The sequence below is a fragment of the Paraburkholderia sp. A3BS-1L genome (genome assembly GCF_051125215.1).
In the GTDB taxonomy this organism is placed as follows: Bacteria; Pseudomonadota; Gammaproteobacteria; order Burkholderiales; family Burkholderiaceae; genus Paraburkholderia.
The window spans coordinates 971564-984901 of the sequence record NZ_CP120445.1; the positions used below are offsets into that span (position 1 = coordinate 971564).

The following is a 13338-nucleotide window of genomic DNA, read 5'->3' on the forward strand; positions in this document are numbered from 1 at the left end:
CAGGCGCTAGTGGGCGCGAAGCGCTGCAAGCAGCCCTTCGACCGGTTGAAACCGAACATCGAGTTCGGCGAGCAAAACACTCTGTACATCCTTGCGGAACGCATCGAGCCACGCGCCGGGCGCGGCTCGGGCCGGCGCCGCGGCTTCCGCTTGTCGAGCACTTTCCGCGTCTTGCGCGTCATCGGCTGCGGCCAGGGCTTCGCGGGCCGCGGCCTCGCGAGCCACCTTGCGCAGCCGCTCGAAATGCGCGCCCAGCAGGCCGGGCACCGCACCGAGCAGACTGCGCTCGCGCGCGGCGAGCGAGCGCTCCATGATGGCGTCGAGCGTCGCGAGCTTCGCCATGGCGGGCGACACCGCCGCGAGCCGGCTGCGCAGACGTCCGCGCAAGTCGCCGATGTCGGTCTCCATCTTCTGCTGTAGCGCGACGTAGCACTGGCGAAAGACGGCGTAGTCGGCGTCCGTTTCGTCAGCAACGGGGGCTTGCTGAACCGGCGCTTGTTGCAACGCGCGCGCGTGGCCAGCGTGACCATGGACGCTCGCGCGGCGCGCCTTCGCGGGCGCGAGCATGCCGTCGAGCGCAATCGCCTTCGAGAGCGCCGAGCGCAGGCTCAGGCATCGCTGTGCTTCGTCCTCGCCGCTCGTGCGCGCGCCGTTCGCCACGGCGCTTGCCGTTGCCGGAGCGGTCAGCACCGTCGAGAGCGCGATCGCGTCGGTCCAGCCGAGCCACTGGCTCAGCCGGTCCGCGAGCGGCTGCGGCGACGCTTGCACGTCGGCCTCGCTCAGGCGCGCCAGCAGGCGAACGAGGGCCGGACCGCTCAATGAAGTGCGTTGCGGGGGATGGACCATACCACAAGAGGCAAAAAAGGCAGCAGTTTACACGGCGGCGCGGCGTCGATCGTGGTTTTCGTCGCGGACGGCTGGTCGTAGGTGGTGATTGGCGCGCGTTAAACTGTTTCTCCCGCGCGGGCGCTGCGGCTCGTGCACGAGGAGATTTCCATGGCGTTTTCCAGTTTGAGCGCATTCGCGCTGGCCCTGCTGATCGTGGCCGGCATGCCGGGCCCGAGCGTTGCCGCGCTGGTGGCCCGCGTGCTGACCAGCGGTTTTCGCGACGTGCTGCCGTTTCTCGCTGCCATGTGGATCGGCGAAGCAGTTTGGCTGACCTGTGCCGTTGCCGGACTCGCGGCGCTCGCGCATACCTTTGCACTCGGCTTTATCGTGCTCAAATTTCTGGGCGTCGCGTACCTGCTGTTTCTTGCGTGGAAAATGTGGTTCGCGCCCGCCGATTTTCAGGCGGATAGTCTGCCGGGCAAGCGCTCGCCGTTGCGCATGTTTCTCGCGGGGATGGCCGTTACGCTGGGAAATCCGAAGATCATGATTTTCTATATGGCCCTGCTGCCGACGATGGTCGATCTTTCGCGTGTGGGCGTGTTCGAGTGGTCGGAGTTGGTACTCACGATGCTGGCGGTGCTCATCGCCATCGATCTCGCGTGGGCGATGTTTGCGGTGCGCGCGCGGCGTTTGCTCACGAGCCGTCGCATGGTGCGCGCCGCGAACCGCAGCAGCGCGATTGCCATGGCGGGCGCAGCGGTGACGATTGCGGCGAGGTAAGAAGGTGGTTGACCGGCGTCTATTGTGCGCCGCGTCGTTGTGGACTAACATGGACTAGACTCACTTGGAGGTAGTCGTGCCTACGGTCAATATCCACGAAGCCAAAACACATTTCTCGCGTTTGGTCGATGCCGCAGCGAATGGTGAGGAAATTGTGATTGCTAAAGCAGGCAAGCCGGCTGCACGGCTGGTGCCCATGGAGCGCGCAAAGCCGATTCGACGTTTTGGCGGCTTGAAGGGCAAGATTCGTATTGCGGACGATTTCGATGCGCCGCTGCCCGACGAGATCCTTTCCGCGTTCGAGGGGCGCTAATGCGCTTGCTGCTCGATACGCACGTCTTTCTATGGGCGGTCAAGGATGAACCGAGGCTGACCAAAGTGGCGCGCAAGTTGATTGCGGACGCCGATGAAGTTTATGTGAGCAGTGTGAGCATTTGGGAAGCGGCGGTCAAGGTCGGACTCGGCAAGCTGGACGTGGACATCGATTTGCTCGTTGCCGAGATTGAGGCGAGTGGTTTTTCAGAATTGCCCGTGCGCGCCGTTCACGCCGCGAGGGTTCGCGGCCTTCCAGACATTCTTCGAGACCCGTTCGACAGGCTTCTGGTTGCGCAGGCCTTGTCCGAGCCGCTTCGTTTAGTAACTGCTGATGGTTATTTATCGAAGTACACAGAACTGGTTCTTTCGTTCTAAAGGTGCATACACCGGCCTACCCAACGGAAAACGCCTCCGGGTAAGCCGTCTGCGCCGCCGTCTCGCGCACGCAGGCTCGCGCGATTTCAAGCACGTCGCCAACTGCGCGATTGTCCTTGAGCGCGCGGCGATGTACGAGATAAAGTTGAACCACTGGTTCGAATCGAATGCGCGCGCAACGAGATCGCCGTTCGCGCACAGATCGGCCGCGCTCAGCGCGTTGAGCAGGCTCACGCCGTTCGTGAGCCGGATCATTTCCCCCAGCGAACTCAGATTGACCCGCAGCTCGTATCCAAGCCGACTCTGCAGACGCTGGTTCTCGCGTTCGAATAGCTTGATGCGCAAGCTGCCCTCGAGCCGCGCGAGCGCATGGCTGACCGCCGACTGCGTCATGTCGAGCCGCACCGCCGCCTGGCGCGTGGACCCGGTCGTGGCATTCTGACGATCCGCGACAAGCAGATCGACGCGAAGCCGGTAGGGCCGCTGCTGTATCCCGAACTGATGACGATTGCGGTGCGCAAGGACAGCCCGAAATTGCGCGATGCCATCAACGGCGCGCTCGATTCGCTCTATAAGGATGGCGAATACAGCTCGATCAGCAAGAGGTGGCTGGGGGAGGATGTGCTCTGAGTGCAGTGACGCTGCGCCGTAAAATCAGGAAGCCTTATCGATCGTCATGCGTTCGATCTGCCTCACGATCTCGTCGCGCAACGCGGGCGACAGGTCCTGATAGCCGAGCAGGTCCGAGATCCACAGGCCGTCCGCCACCAGCCGGCAGATCATGAGCCGCGCCGCGTGTTCGAGCGGCAGCGGGTCGGGGCGCGTCCACTTGCGCATGGGCGCGGAGTGGCGCTCGCGGATCTCGGGGTCGGTCATCATCGCGGCTACCAGCACCCGCAGCACGTTGGTGCTCGCGGCCGGGCTCGTTTCGTCGAGGGTCGAATGCAGGTAGGCGCGCGCGCTGGCGCCGTGAGGGTCGTTGCGATCCTTGCGGTCCGCCGCGATGCGCGCTTCCATTTGCGCGTCGAAGCGCTCCAGCGTCTGCTCGAACAGGGCGTCGATGAGCCCTTGCTTGTTGGCGAAGTGATACTGCAGCGCGCCCTTGGTCACGCCGGCGCGCTCGGCCACGGCGTCTAGCGTCACGGCCTGCACGCCGTGATCGGTGGCGATATCGGAGGCCGCTTGCAGCAACTGGGCGCGCACCTGCACGGGCGCTTTCTTGCGGCGCGTGCCCGAAGCGGGGGCGCCGGGCGGCTCCGCGTTCTTCCCGCCTGACGTTTCGGCAGATCCTGCATCGGGATGCCGCGCAGCCTCGTGAGGGGCCTTGTCAGGCACCTGCGCGGGCCGCCGCGCCGGGCGCGCGGCGTGTCCTGCCATGCTGGCAGAGGCTTTGACGGGGGAATTTTTCATGCATCGATCTTACCATCGAGGGCCGAGGCGCAAAACATTCCGTACGGATGGTATTATTCGGCACCATGAAGAATTCCGATATGCCAACCAACGTGCAACGCGCGGCGCTGCTCGACGCCGCCATTGTCCGCGGGCGCGAAGCGCTCGCGCGCCGGCAGCATCCCGACGGGAGCTGGTGTTTCGAGCTCGAATCCGACGCGACGATCACCGCCGAATACATCCTCATGATGCATTTCATGGCGAAGATCGACACGGTGCGCCAGGAGAAAATGGCGCGCTATCTGCGTGCGATCCAGCGCCTCGAAACGCACGGTGCGTGGGACCTGTACGTGGACGGCGCGCCCGATGTCTCCGCGAGCGTGAAGGCCTATTTCGCGCTCAAGGCAGCCGGCGACGCCCCCCACGCGCCGCACATGGTGCGGGCGCGCGAAGCCATTCTGAAGCTGGGCGGCGCGGCGAAATCCAATGTATTCACGCGCATCCTGCTGGCCACCTTCGGCCAGGTGCCGTGGCGCGCCACGCCGTTCATGCCGATCGAGTTCGTGCTGTTCCCGAAGTGGGTGCCCATCTCGATGTACAAGGTCGCGTACTGGGCGCGCACGACCATGGTGCCGCTGCTCGCGCTCTGTTCGCTGAAGGCGCAGGCGCGCAATCCGCACAACGTGTCGATCGCCGAACTGTTCGTCACGCCGCCCGATGAGGAGCGCGATTATTTTCCGCGTGGCAAGGGCATGCGCAAGCTCTTTCTCGCGCTGGATCGCTCGGTTCGCCATCTCGAGCCGCTGATTCCGCAATCGCTGCGCAAACGCGCGATGAAGCACGCGGAAGCGTGGTGCGCGGAGCGCATGAACGGCGAGGACGGCATGGGCGGCATTTTTCCGCCTATCGTCTATAGCTATCAGATGATGGAAGTGCTCGGCTATCACGAGAATCATCCGCTGCGTCGCGATTGCGAAAACGCGCTGGAGAAGCTGCTCGTGGAGCGTCCGGACGGCAGCATGTACTGCCAGCCGTGTCTGTCGCCCGTATGGGACACCGCGTGGAGTACGATGGCGCTCGAGCAGGCGCTGGCGGTGCCGGAAGTGTCGAGCCCTGATTCGACCTCCAGCGCGCCATTGCAGCAGCAGATCACGCGCGCCTACGACTGGCTCGCGACGCGCCAGGTGGACGACCTCGCGGGCGACTGGATCGAGAACGTGAGTCCCGACGTGCAGCCGGGCGGCTGGGCGTTCCAGTACGCCAACCCGTATTACCCCGACATCGACGACAGCGCGGTCGTGGCCGCGATGCTGCATCGCCGGGGCCGCTCGATCAAGCGCGCCACGGGCACCGACCCGTACGCCGCGCGCGTGACGCGCGCGCTCGACTGGATGCGCGGGCTGCAATCGCGCAATGGCGGCTTTGCGGCGTTCGATGCCGACTGCGACCGGCTCTATCTGAACGCGATTCCGTTCGCCGACCACGGCGCGCTGCTCGATCCCCCCACCGAGGACGTATCGGGCCGTGTGCTGCTGTGCTTCGGCGTGACGGGCCGCGAGGAGGACAAGCCCGCGCTCGTGCGCGCGATCGACTACATCAAGACGACGCAGCAGCCCGATGGCAGCTGGTGGGGGCGCTGGGGCACCAATTACATCTACGGGACGTGGAGCGTGCTCGCGGGTCTCGCGCTGGCGGGCGAGGATCCTTCGCAGCCGTATATCGCGCGGGCGCTCGCCTGGCTCAGGTCGCGCCAGCATGCGGACGGCGGATGGGGCGAGACCAACGACAGCTATATCGACCCGCGCCTCGCGGGCACGAACGGCGGCGAGAGCACCTCGAATTTCACGGCGTGGGCGCTGCTTGCGCAGATGGCGTTCGGCGACTGCGAATCGGAGTCGGTGCGGCGCGGCATTGCATATCTGCTTTCGGTGCAGGACGACGAGGGCTTCTGGTGGCATCGCTCGCATAACGCGCCGGGCTTTCCGCGCATTTACTACCTCAAGTATCACGGCTATACCGCGTATTTTCCGCTCTGGGCGCTGGCGCGGTATCGCCGGCTGGTGGCGGATGGGGCGCGGGCCAGCGCGGCGAGGTCGGTCGAAGCGAAGTCGGGCGAGGCGGTCACGTTGGCGTGAACGCCGCGCGCATGAAATGAACGCCATCTTTCGAGGTGGCGTTTTTTTCATCTATGTAATTTGGAATACGAAATAAACGTTAGCTGGATTGTCCTTCTGATTGCGCGTTACGGCGCGCCATGGCGTTGAATTTCGAAAGTAGCAAGCGGTCACGCCGTCACTTCGTGGCACATCGTTTGCGCGATTGTTGACGTACGCGCAGCGCGGTTTTGCGCGGTAAGGCGCGTTCTTGTGGCGACTTGCACAAGAAGGGGGGGCGATGAATCGATCGACGAAACAGACGGTGACTTGGGTGTTGGCTTTGGCGATATCGGGTGCGGCTTATGCTGCGGGCGCGGGCGCGGGCGCGGGCGCGGGCGCGGGCGGCACGGGGGCGGGTAGTGCGGGTGCTGGCGGCACAGGCGCAGGTAGTGCTGGCACGGGCGGCACCGGCTCGGGCGGCACGGCTACGGGTAGTGCAGGCACGGGCGGCACCGGCGCAGGAGGCACAGGTACGGGTAGTGCCGGAACGGCAGGCACCGGGGCAGCAGGCACAGGCGCAGGTAGTGCTGGCCCGGGCGCGGGCAGCACTGGCGCCGGTGGATCCGGCACGGGTAGCGCGGGCGCTGCAGGCACGACCAGCACGGGTCATGGCAACGCGAGCGCGGGCGGTCCTGGAGGCCCGGCGGGCGTCGGCGCATCGTGGGGGCCGGAGCCTGGCGCCATGTACGTGGAGCCCGGTGCCGTGTATGTGGAACCCGGCGCCGCCCCGCCCGTAAACGATTACTATGGCCCACCGCCCGACGCCTACAGGGGTATGGGCGCCGGGGATGCCGTTCCGGTCACGAACGACTACTACGGCCCACCCGCGCCCGGCGCCGCACCAGCCACGGATTACTATGGCCCGCCGCCCGCGCCTGGCAGGGGCAGCTACGCGCCGCCGGGTGCACCGCCGGGGGCGCCTATGCCGAGCTACAACGAGAGTGTGCACACGGTTCCGTATGATCCGACGCAATGACGACGCATCGTGCCGTCCCGAAAGCCCGATCCTTGATGGCCGAATGCACGCACCCTCAGTAGGTGCGCCGCATCAGACTCGTGCAGGTCGCGCTGAGTGCGCCCACGCAGGTGATGTAGACCGCAATCCACCATGGCTGCTGATTGCCGTAATGCAGCAGCGTGGTGGCGACGAGCGGCGTGATCGAGCTGGAGACGATGCCGGAGATCTGATACACGACCGAGATGCCGCTGTAGCGCACGCGCGTATCGAACAGCTCGCAAAAGAGCGCCGCTTCCGGGCCGTAGACGAATGCGTACAGAACGCCGAGCACGATCACGATCGCGCCGACGATCGCGCCGAGGCTCTGCGAAAAATGGAAGATCGCGAATACCGGCCACGCGCTCAGGCCGCACACGAGCGCGCCCCAGCCGAACACCCGGCGCCGTCCGACCTGATCCGAGAGGCGTGACGCGAGCGGGATCGTGAAGATGAGCACGAACGCGGCCAGCGTGATGGCGCTCAGCACGGCAGCCTTCGAATAATGCAGCACGCCGATCAGATAAGTGAGCGCAAACACCGCATAGGTGTTGAAGATGACGCCGTCGATATAGCGTGCGCCCCAGCCGAGCAGCACGTTCTTGCGATAGTCGCCGAACACTTCCTTCACCGGCACTCTCGCAACCGTATGGGAATCGCGCACTTTCGTGAAGGCCGGCGTTTCGACGACGCGCAGCCGGATGAACATGCCTACGCCCACCAGCACGATGCTCGCCATGAAAGCGGCGCGCCAGCCCCATTGCATGAACGCTTCGGCGCTCATCGATGAAGTCAGCAGCGCGACCACGCCGCTGCTCAGGCACAGTCCCACCGCAAGTCCGATCTGCGGATAGGACGCGTAGAGCCCGCGCCGCCTGCGGGGCGCGTACTCGAACGCCATCAGCACCGCGCCGCCCCATTCGCCGCCAAGGCCGATGCCTTGCAGCAGGCGCAGGAGCAGTAGACACACCGGCGCCCAGACGCCGATCGTTGCGTAGGTGGGCAGCAGGCCGATGAGGAAGGTCGAGACGCCCATGATCGAGAGCGTCAGCACGAGGAGCGGCTTGCGTCCGTGGCGGTCGCCGAAATGACCGAAGATCACGCCGCCGAGCGGGCGTGTGGCGAAGCCGACGGCGTACACCGTGTACGCGAGCATGGTTGAGACGAAGGCGTTGCCGGTTGGGAAGAACAGCTTGTCGAACACGAGTCCGGTGATCGTGCCGTACAGAAAGAAGTCGTACCACTCGACCGTCGTGCCGATCAGGCTCGCGAGCGCAACCGCCCTGGCGGTGCGCGCGTTCGTGTCCGTCGGCAGGCTTCCAGCGATTTCCACTGCTTCCATGACATGTCTCCTTGTGTCTCCGGGAGGCGGCCGGTAGCGCGACGGGGTCGATCGGTCGCTGCTTGGGGCGCCGTTCTCGTTTGCAGCGGCGCGCGGCTTGCTCGCGCCAATGTACGCTCGGCGGGCTTGGGCGCCCGCTTCTGTTGAGTTCCGTTGTGTTCCGTGCGCGGGCCGGCTCAGGCGTGCGCCGCGAGGAAGTTGCGCCCGCGCGGCCCGCTCAGCGCGTGCGCGATCATGCGGCGCGATTCGTCGTCGCCAACGCCATAGCTCGCGAATTCGGTACGCACGCCAAGTCCTTCGAGAAAGCGCGCAAGAAAATGATCGGCATCGCGAAGCGCGCAGGGAAACACGCGAGCTAGCACCGCGTCGCGGTCCGCGTCGCGTCCGCGTGCGAGACCCAACACCATCGGCAGCGTGAAAGAGCATGCGATGCCGTGCGGGATGCCGTGACGGATCGTCATTTCGTAGGAAATCGAGTGGGCGAGGGCGGTCTTCGTGTTGGAGAACGCCAGGCCCGCTTTGAGCGCGGCGAACGAGGCGCGCTCGCGCAGGAGCGGATTGCCGGGGTCGCTTGCGAGCACGGGCAGCGTCTCGAGCATGTCGCGTGCCGCCGATACCGCGAACTCGTCCGAGATAGGGTTCGCGTTCACGTTCCAGATCGCCTCCAGCGCGTGCGACAGCGCATCGAGCCCGCTTTGCACCGTCACCGCGAGCGGCAGTGACAGCGTCAGGTCCGGATCGACAATCGCCGCCTCGGGCCATGTCTGCTGCAGATGCAGCGAGTATTTGCGCTGCTTCACCGTGCGGTCCCAGATCGTGGCCCACGGCGTGACTTCACTGCCCGTGCCGGCCGTGGTGGGCACCGTGATCAGTTGCTTCGCGTGCGGCGGCGTGAACGGCGCGCCATTGTCCAGACAGTCGAGCAGTTCGCCGAACTCGCCGCTGTGCGTGCCGACCATCAACGCCTTGGCCGTATCGAGCACGCTGCCGCCGCCCACCGCGACGATTGCCGGGGTCGCGTGATGCGCGCGCCAGTACTCGCCGTACATGTTCGCGAGATGCACGACGTCGGGATTGGGCTGGACGTCACTGATGATTTCGACGATGCGTGCGCCGGCGATGTCGCGCAATCGCTGAATCAGACCGAGCTCGGCGGCTTCTGGAAACGTCACCACCACCGCATTGCGCTCGCCGAGGATCGATGCCAGCCGTTCGAGACTGGCTCGGCCGAAGTTCACCTCGACAGGATTCCAAAACACGCCGTTCATCGTTTTCCCTCAATGAGTGGTCGCGGGTATGAACGGATTATGGGAAAGCACGGCTTATAGTAAAAATACAAAAATTTTCACATGATCATTCAACGGATCTATGCGTCTGACACACCTCCGGTCGTTCTACGCCGTGGGCCGTTATGGCAGCGTGACGGCCGCCGCGAAGGCGCTGCACGTCAGCCAGCCGACGGTGACGACGCAAGTGCGCGCGCTCGAGGAAGGCTATGGCGTGGAGCTGCTGCATCGCAGCGGGCGGCGCGTCGCGTTGACGCCCGCGGGCGAAACCCTCTACGCGATGGCGCAGCGCATGTTCAGCAGCGAGCAGGAAGCGATCGATTATCTGAAGGAGTCCGCAGGCCTCACGACTGGGTTGATCCGCGTAGGCGCAGTGGGTCCGCTGCACGCGATCGAAATCGTGGCCGCGTTTCATCGGCGGTATCCGGGCTTGAATGTGTCGGTGCGGCTGGGCAACTCGGAAGACACTGTGCGCGATCTGCTGGCGTATCAGACCGATGTCGCGGTGCTCGCACAGTACGAAGACGATCCTAAGCTCTGCTACGTACCTTACCGGCGCCATCCACTCGTCATCATCGTGCCGGCCTCGCATCGGCTGGCGCGCCGCCGCAGCATCCGCATCGAGGACCTGCGCGACGAACCGGTCATCATGCGCGAACCGGGTTCGACCACGCGCAAGGCGCTGGAGGCGGCCATGCGCGCGCACGGCGTCGTGGCGCGTTACTCGCTCGAGATCGGAAGCCGCGAGGCCATCCGGGAGGCGGTGATCCTGGGACTGGGCATCGCCGCCGTGTCGGAGCGCGAGCACATCGACGATCCGCGCTTGCGCAAGCTGGCGATTCAGGGCGACGACGTTTATACGCACGCGCACGTCGTGTGCCTCGAAGAGCGGCGCGGCGCGCGACTCGTCGCAGCCTTCTTCGATGTCGTCCGGCAATTGCTCGCCAGCGAGCAGGCCGGCCCCCCGTCGCCTCGCCACGAACGACGCGGGTGACGGCGCTGCGCCTGCCGTTCATCCCCGCGTGCCGCGCGGACAAACCGCCCCGTTGCTCCCGAAAACAGACTGAACGCTTGCCGCCATGGGTTTCAATGCGCCTCTAACTCTTATATAAGACATAAGACATTTGACGCTAGAGCCCATTTGCCATTAAAATCCCCCTCAAAGCGGTACCCGGAGCAGCCTTGGCGTGCTTGACAAGCCTTCCCCTGAAACGCAACACCAGTAGGCCCCACATGCTTGAAAACTTTCGTGCACACGTAGCCGCGCGCGCCGCGCTCGGCATTCCCCCCCTGCCGCTGACGGCCCAGCAGACCGCCGAGCTGGTCGAATTGCTGGCGAATCCGCCCGCCGGCGAAGAGCAGACCCTGCTCGACCTGATCACCAACCGCGTGCCGGCCGGCGTGGACGAAGCTGCCCGCGTGAAGGCCGGCTTCCTGGCCGCCGTCGCCAAGGGCGAAACCGCCTGCGCGCTGATCTCGCGCGCCCGCGCCACCGAGCTGCTCGGCACGATGCTGGGCGGCTACAACATCGCCCCGCTGATCGAGTTGCTGTCCGACGCCGAAGTCGGCACGGTCGCCGCCGACGCGCTGAAGAAAACCTTGCTGATGTTCGATCAGTTCCACGACGTCAAGGAACTGGCCGACAAGGGCAACGCGAATGCCAGGGCCGTGCTGCAAAGCTGGGCCGACGCCGAATGGTTCACGAGCCGTCCGGAAGTGCCGCAAAGCCTGACCATCACCGTGTTCAAGGTGACCGGCGAAACCAACACCGACGACCTCTCGCCGGCCCCGGACGCCACCACCCGCCCCGACATCCCGCTGCACGCGCTGGCGATGCTGAAGAACGCGCGCCCCGGCATCACGCCGGAAGAAGACGGCAAGCGCGGCCCGGTCAAGTTCATCGAATCGCTCAAGGAAAAGGGCCACCTGGTCGCCTATGTGGGCGACGTGGTCGGCACGGGTTCGTCGCGCAAGTCGGCCACCAACTCGGTGCTGTGGTTCACGGGCGAAGACATCCCCTTCATCCCGAACAAGCGCTTTGGCGGCGTGTGCCTCGGCGGCAAGATCGCCCCGATCTTCTACAACACGATGGAAGACGCCGGCGCGCTGCCGATCGAGCTCGACGTGTCGCAGATGGAAATGGGCGACGTGGTCGAACTGCGTCCGTACGAAGGCAAGGCGCTCAAGAACGGCGAAGTGATCGCCGAGTTCCAGGTCAAGTCCGATGTGCTGTTCGACGAAGTGCGCGCCGGCGGCCGCATTCCGCTGATCGTGGGCCGTGGCCTGACCGCGAAGGCGCGTGAAGCGCTGGGCCTCGCGCCTTCGACGCTGTTCCGCCTGCCGCAGCAGCCGGCCGACAGCGGCAAGGGCTTCTCGCTCGCGCAGAAGATGGTTGGCCGCGCCTGCGGCCTGCCGGAAGGCCAGGGCGTGCGCCCGGGCACGTACTGCGAACCGAAGATGACTTCGGTTGGCTCGCAGGACACCACGGGCCCAATGACCCGCGACGAGCTGAAGGACCTCGCATGCCTCGGCTTCTCGGCCGACCTCGTCATGCAGTCGTTCTGCCACACCGCCGCTTATCCGAAGCCGGTGGACGTGAAGACGCACCAGACCCTGCCGAACTTCATCAGCACGCGTGGCGGCATTGCGCTGCGCCCGGGCGACGGCGTGATCCACTCGTGGCTGAACCGCATGCTGCTGCCCGACACCGTCGGCACCGGCGGCGACTCGCACACGCGCTTCCCGATCGGCATCAGCTTCCCGGCGGGTTCGGGTCTGGTGGCGTTCGCGGCCGCTACCGGCACGATGCCGCTCGACATGCCGGAATCGGTGCTCGTGCGCTTCAAGGGCAAGATGCAGCCGGGCGTCACGCTGCGTGACCTCGTCAACGCGATCCCGCTGTACGCCATCAAGCAAGGCATGCTGACGGTCGCCAAGCAGGGCAAGAAGAACATCTTCTCGGGCCGCATCCTCGAAATCGAAGGCCTGCCCGATCTGAAGGTCGAGCAAGCGTTCGAACTCTCGGATGCGTCGGCCGAGCGTTCGGCGGCCGGTTGCACGGTGCACCTGAACAAGGAACCGATCATCGAGTACCTCAACAGCAACATCACGCTGCTGAAGTGGATGATCGCCCAGGGCTACCAGGACCCGCGCAGCCTCGAGCGCCGTATCAAGGCGATGGAGGCATGGCTGGCCGATCCGCAATTGCTGCAACCGGATGCGGACGCTGAGTACGCCGCCGTCATCGAGATCGATCTGGCTGACGTGCACGAGCCGATCGTGGCCTGTCCGAACGATCCGGACGACGTGAAGACGCTCTCCGATGTCGCCGGCGCGAAGATCGACGAAGTGTTCATCGGCTCGTGCATGACCAACATTGGTCACTTCCGTGCGGCTTCGAAGCTGCTCGAAGGCAAGCGCGATATTCCGGTCAAGCTGTGGGTTGCGCCGCCGACCAAGATGGACCAGAAACAACTGACCGAGGAAGGCCACTATGGCGTGTTCGGCACCGCTGGCGCACGTACCGAAATGCCGGGCTGCTCGCTGTGCATGGGCAACCAGGCACAGGTGCGCGAAGGCGCGACGGTGATGTCGACCTCGACGCGTAATTTCCCGAACCGTCTGGGCAAGAACACGAATGTGTACCTCGGCTCGGCGGAACTGGCAGCGATCTGCTCGCGTCTGGGCAAGATCCCGACCAAGGACGAGTACATGGCCGATATCGGCGTGATCAACGCCAACGGCGACAAGATCTATCAGTACATGAACTTCGACCAGATCGCGGACTTCAAGGACGTGGCCGACACCGTGGCGATGTAAATGTGACGATGGCCTGAGGCGCGGGAGTTTTCGCGCCAGGCTGGCGTCCTCGTA

General features: G+C 65.1%; 13 protein-coding genes. 8 read left to right on the forward strand and 5 right to left on the reverse strand.

Translation table 11 applies throughout. From position 1 onward, the window contains the following. Positions 1-6: 6 nt before the first annotated feature. A complete protein-coding gene (locus P5W99_RS35095; RefSeq protein ID WP_421028383.1) occupies positions 7-846 on the reverse strand; it encodes a DUF3348 domain-containing protein in 840 nt (279 codons plus the stop codon). A gap of 150 nt (positions 847-996) precedes the next feature. Between P5W99_RS35095 and P5W99_RS35100 the strand changes: the two genes are divergently transcribed. From P5W99_RS35100 to P5W99_RS35110, 3 genes are all read left to right on the forward strand, one after another. Next, entirely contained in the window at positions 997-1608 is a 612-nt protein-coding gene (locus P5W99_RS35100) for a LysE family translocator (protein ID WP_421028384.1), read from the forward strand. Positions 1609-1684: 76 nt separating this feature from the next. After that, positions 1685-1921 carry a type II toxin-antitoxin system Phd/YefM family antitoxin gene (locus P5W99_RS35105; protein WP_421028385.1) on the forward strand — a complete coding sequence of 79 codons (237 nt, stop codon included), beginning with the start codon at positions 1685-1687 and terminating at the stop codon, positions 1919-1921. Then, positions 1921-2298, forward strand: coding sequence for a type II toxin-antitoxin system VapC family toxin (locus P5W99_RS35110; protein ID WP_434665918.1), 378 nt, complete (start codon positions 1921-1923; stop codon positions 2296-2298). Before P5W99_RS35105 ends, P5W99_RS35110 begins: the two co-directional genes overlap by 1 nt. Here the strand turns inward: P5W99_RS35110 and P5W99_RS35115 are convergent. Then, positions 2263-2691, reverse strand: a complete 429-nt coding sequence (locus P5W99_RS35115) for a helix-turn-helix domain-containing protein (RefSeq protein ID WP_434665921.1) — start codon at positions 2689-2691, stop codon at positions 2263-2265. The genes P5W99_RS35110 and P5W99_RS35115 overlap by 36 nt on opposite strands. Between P5W99_RS35115 and P5W99_RS35120 the strand changes: the two genes are divergently transcribed. After that, positions 2668-2928 carry a transporter substrate-binding domain-containing protein gene (locus tag P5W99_RS35120; protein ID WP_434665924.1) on the forward strand — a complete coding sequence of 87 codons (261 nt, stop codon included), beginning with the start codon at positions 2668-2670 and terminating at the stop codon, positions 2926-2928. The genes P5W99_RS35115 and P5W99_RS35120 overlap by 24 nt on opposite strands. A gap of 24 nt (positions 2929-2952) precedes the next feature. Here P5W99_RS35120 and P5W99_RS35125 read toward each other — a convergent pair whose 3' ends face one another. Beyond that, the gene (locus P5W99_RS35125; RefSeq protein WP_434666570.1) at positions 2953-3675 is read right to left on the reverse strand and encodes a TetR family transcriptional regulator; all 723 of its coding nucleotides are present in this window, start codon (positions 3673-3675) and stop codon (positions 2953-2955) included. Positions 3676-3773: 98 nt separating this feature from the next. Here P5W99_RS35125 and shc point away from each other — a divergent pair, with 98 nt between their 5' ends. Together shc and P5W99_RS35135 are read left to right on the forward strand one after the other, a co-directional pair. Then, on the forward strand, positions 3774-5822 hold the full coding sequence (gene shc / locus P5W99_RS35130; protein WP_434665927.1) for a squalene--hopene cyclase: 2049 nt from the start codon (positions 3774-3776) through the stop codon (positions 5820-5822). A gap of 259 nt (positions 5823-6081) precedes the next feature. Next, complete coding sequence (locus P5W99_RS35135; protein ID WP_434665930.1) at positions 6082-6819, forward strand: hypothetical protein; 738 nt, start codon at positions 6082-6084, stop codon at positions 6817-6819. A gap of 55 nt (positions 6820-6874) precedes the next feature. Here P5W99_RS35135 and P5W99_RS35140 read toward each other — a convergent pair whose 3' ends face one another. Together P5W99_RS35140 and psrA are read right to left on the reverse strand one after the other, a co-directional pair. Next, a complete protein-coding gene (locus tag P5W99_RS35140; protein WP_434665932.1) occupies positions 6875-8179 on the reverse strand; it encodes an MFS transporter in 1305 nt (434 codons plus the stop codon). 176 nt (positions 8180-8355) lie between these two features. Next, positions 8356-9447, reverse strand: coding sequence for an iron-containing alcohol dehydrogenase PsrA (gene psrA, locus P5W99_RS35145; RefSeq protein ID WP_434665935.1), 1092 nt, complete (start codon positions 9445-9447; stop codon positions 8356-8358). A gap of 100 nt (positions 9448-9547) precedes the next feature. Here psrA and P5W99_RS35150 point away from each other — a divergent pair, with 100 nt between their 5' ends. Further along, complete coding sequence (locus P5W99_RS35150; protein WP_421028393.1) at positions 9548-10459, forward strand: LysR substrate-binding domain-containing protein; 912 nt, start codon at positions 9548-9550, stop codon at positions 10457-10459. A gap of 239 nt (positions 10460-10698) precedes the next feature. After that, a complete protein-coding gene (acnB, locus tag P5W99_RS35155; protein ID WP_421047150.1) occupies positions 10699-13284 on the forward strand; it encodes a bifunctional aconitate hydratase 2/2-methylisocitrate dehydratase in 2586 nt (861 codons plus the stop codon). The last annotated feature ends 54 nt before the right edge of the window (positions 13285-13338 follow it).

Coding starts and splice junctions, on each gene's coding strand:
- P5W99_RS35095 (WP_421028383.1), bottom strand. CDS start 846: ATGGTCCATCCCCCGCAACGCACTTCATTGAGCGGTCCGGCCCTCGTT.
- P5W99_RS35100 (WP_421028384.1), top strand. CDS start 997: ATGGCGTTTTCCAGTTTGAGCGCATTCGCGCTGGCCCTGCTGATCGTG.
- P5W99_RS35110 (WP_434665918.1), top strand. CDS start 1,921: ATGCGCTTGCTGCTCGATACGCACGTCTTTCTATGGGCGGTCAAGGAT.
- P5W99_RS35120 (WP_434665924.1), top strand. CDS start 2,668: ATGGCTGACCGCCGACTGCGTCATGTCGAGCCGCACCGCCGCCTGGCG.
- P5W99_RS35115 (WP_434665921.1), bottom strand. CDS start 2,691: ATGACGCAGTCGGCGGTCAGCCATGCGCTCGCGCGGCTCGAGGGCAGC.
- P5W99_RS35125 (WP_434666570.1), bottom strand. CDS start 3,675: ATGGCAGGACACGCCGCGCGCCCGGCGCGGCGGCCCGCGCAGGTGCCT.
- shc (WP_434665927.1), top strand. CDS start 3,774: ATGAAGAATTCCGATATGCCAACCAACGTGCAACGCGCGGCGCTGCTC.
- P5W99_RS35135 (WP_434665930.1), top strand. CDS start 6,082: ATGAATCGATCGACGAAACAGACGGTGACTTGGGTGTTGGCTTTGGCG.
- P5W99_RS35140 (WP_434665932.1), bottom strand. CDS start 8,179: ATGGAAGCAGTGGAAATCGCTGGAAGCCTGCCGACGGACACGAACGCG.
- psrA (WP_434665935.1), bottom strand. CDS start 9,447: ATGAACGGCGTGTTTTGGAATCCTGTCGAGGTGAACTTCGGCCGAGCC.
- P5W99_RS35150 (WP_421028393.1), top strand. CDS start 9,548: ATGCGTCTGACACACCTCCGGTCGTTCTACGCCGTGGGCCGTTATGGC.
- acnB (WP_421047150.1), top strand. CDS start 10,699: ATGCTTGAAAACTTTCGTGCACACGTAGCCGCGCGCGCCGCGCTCGGC.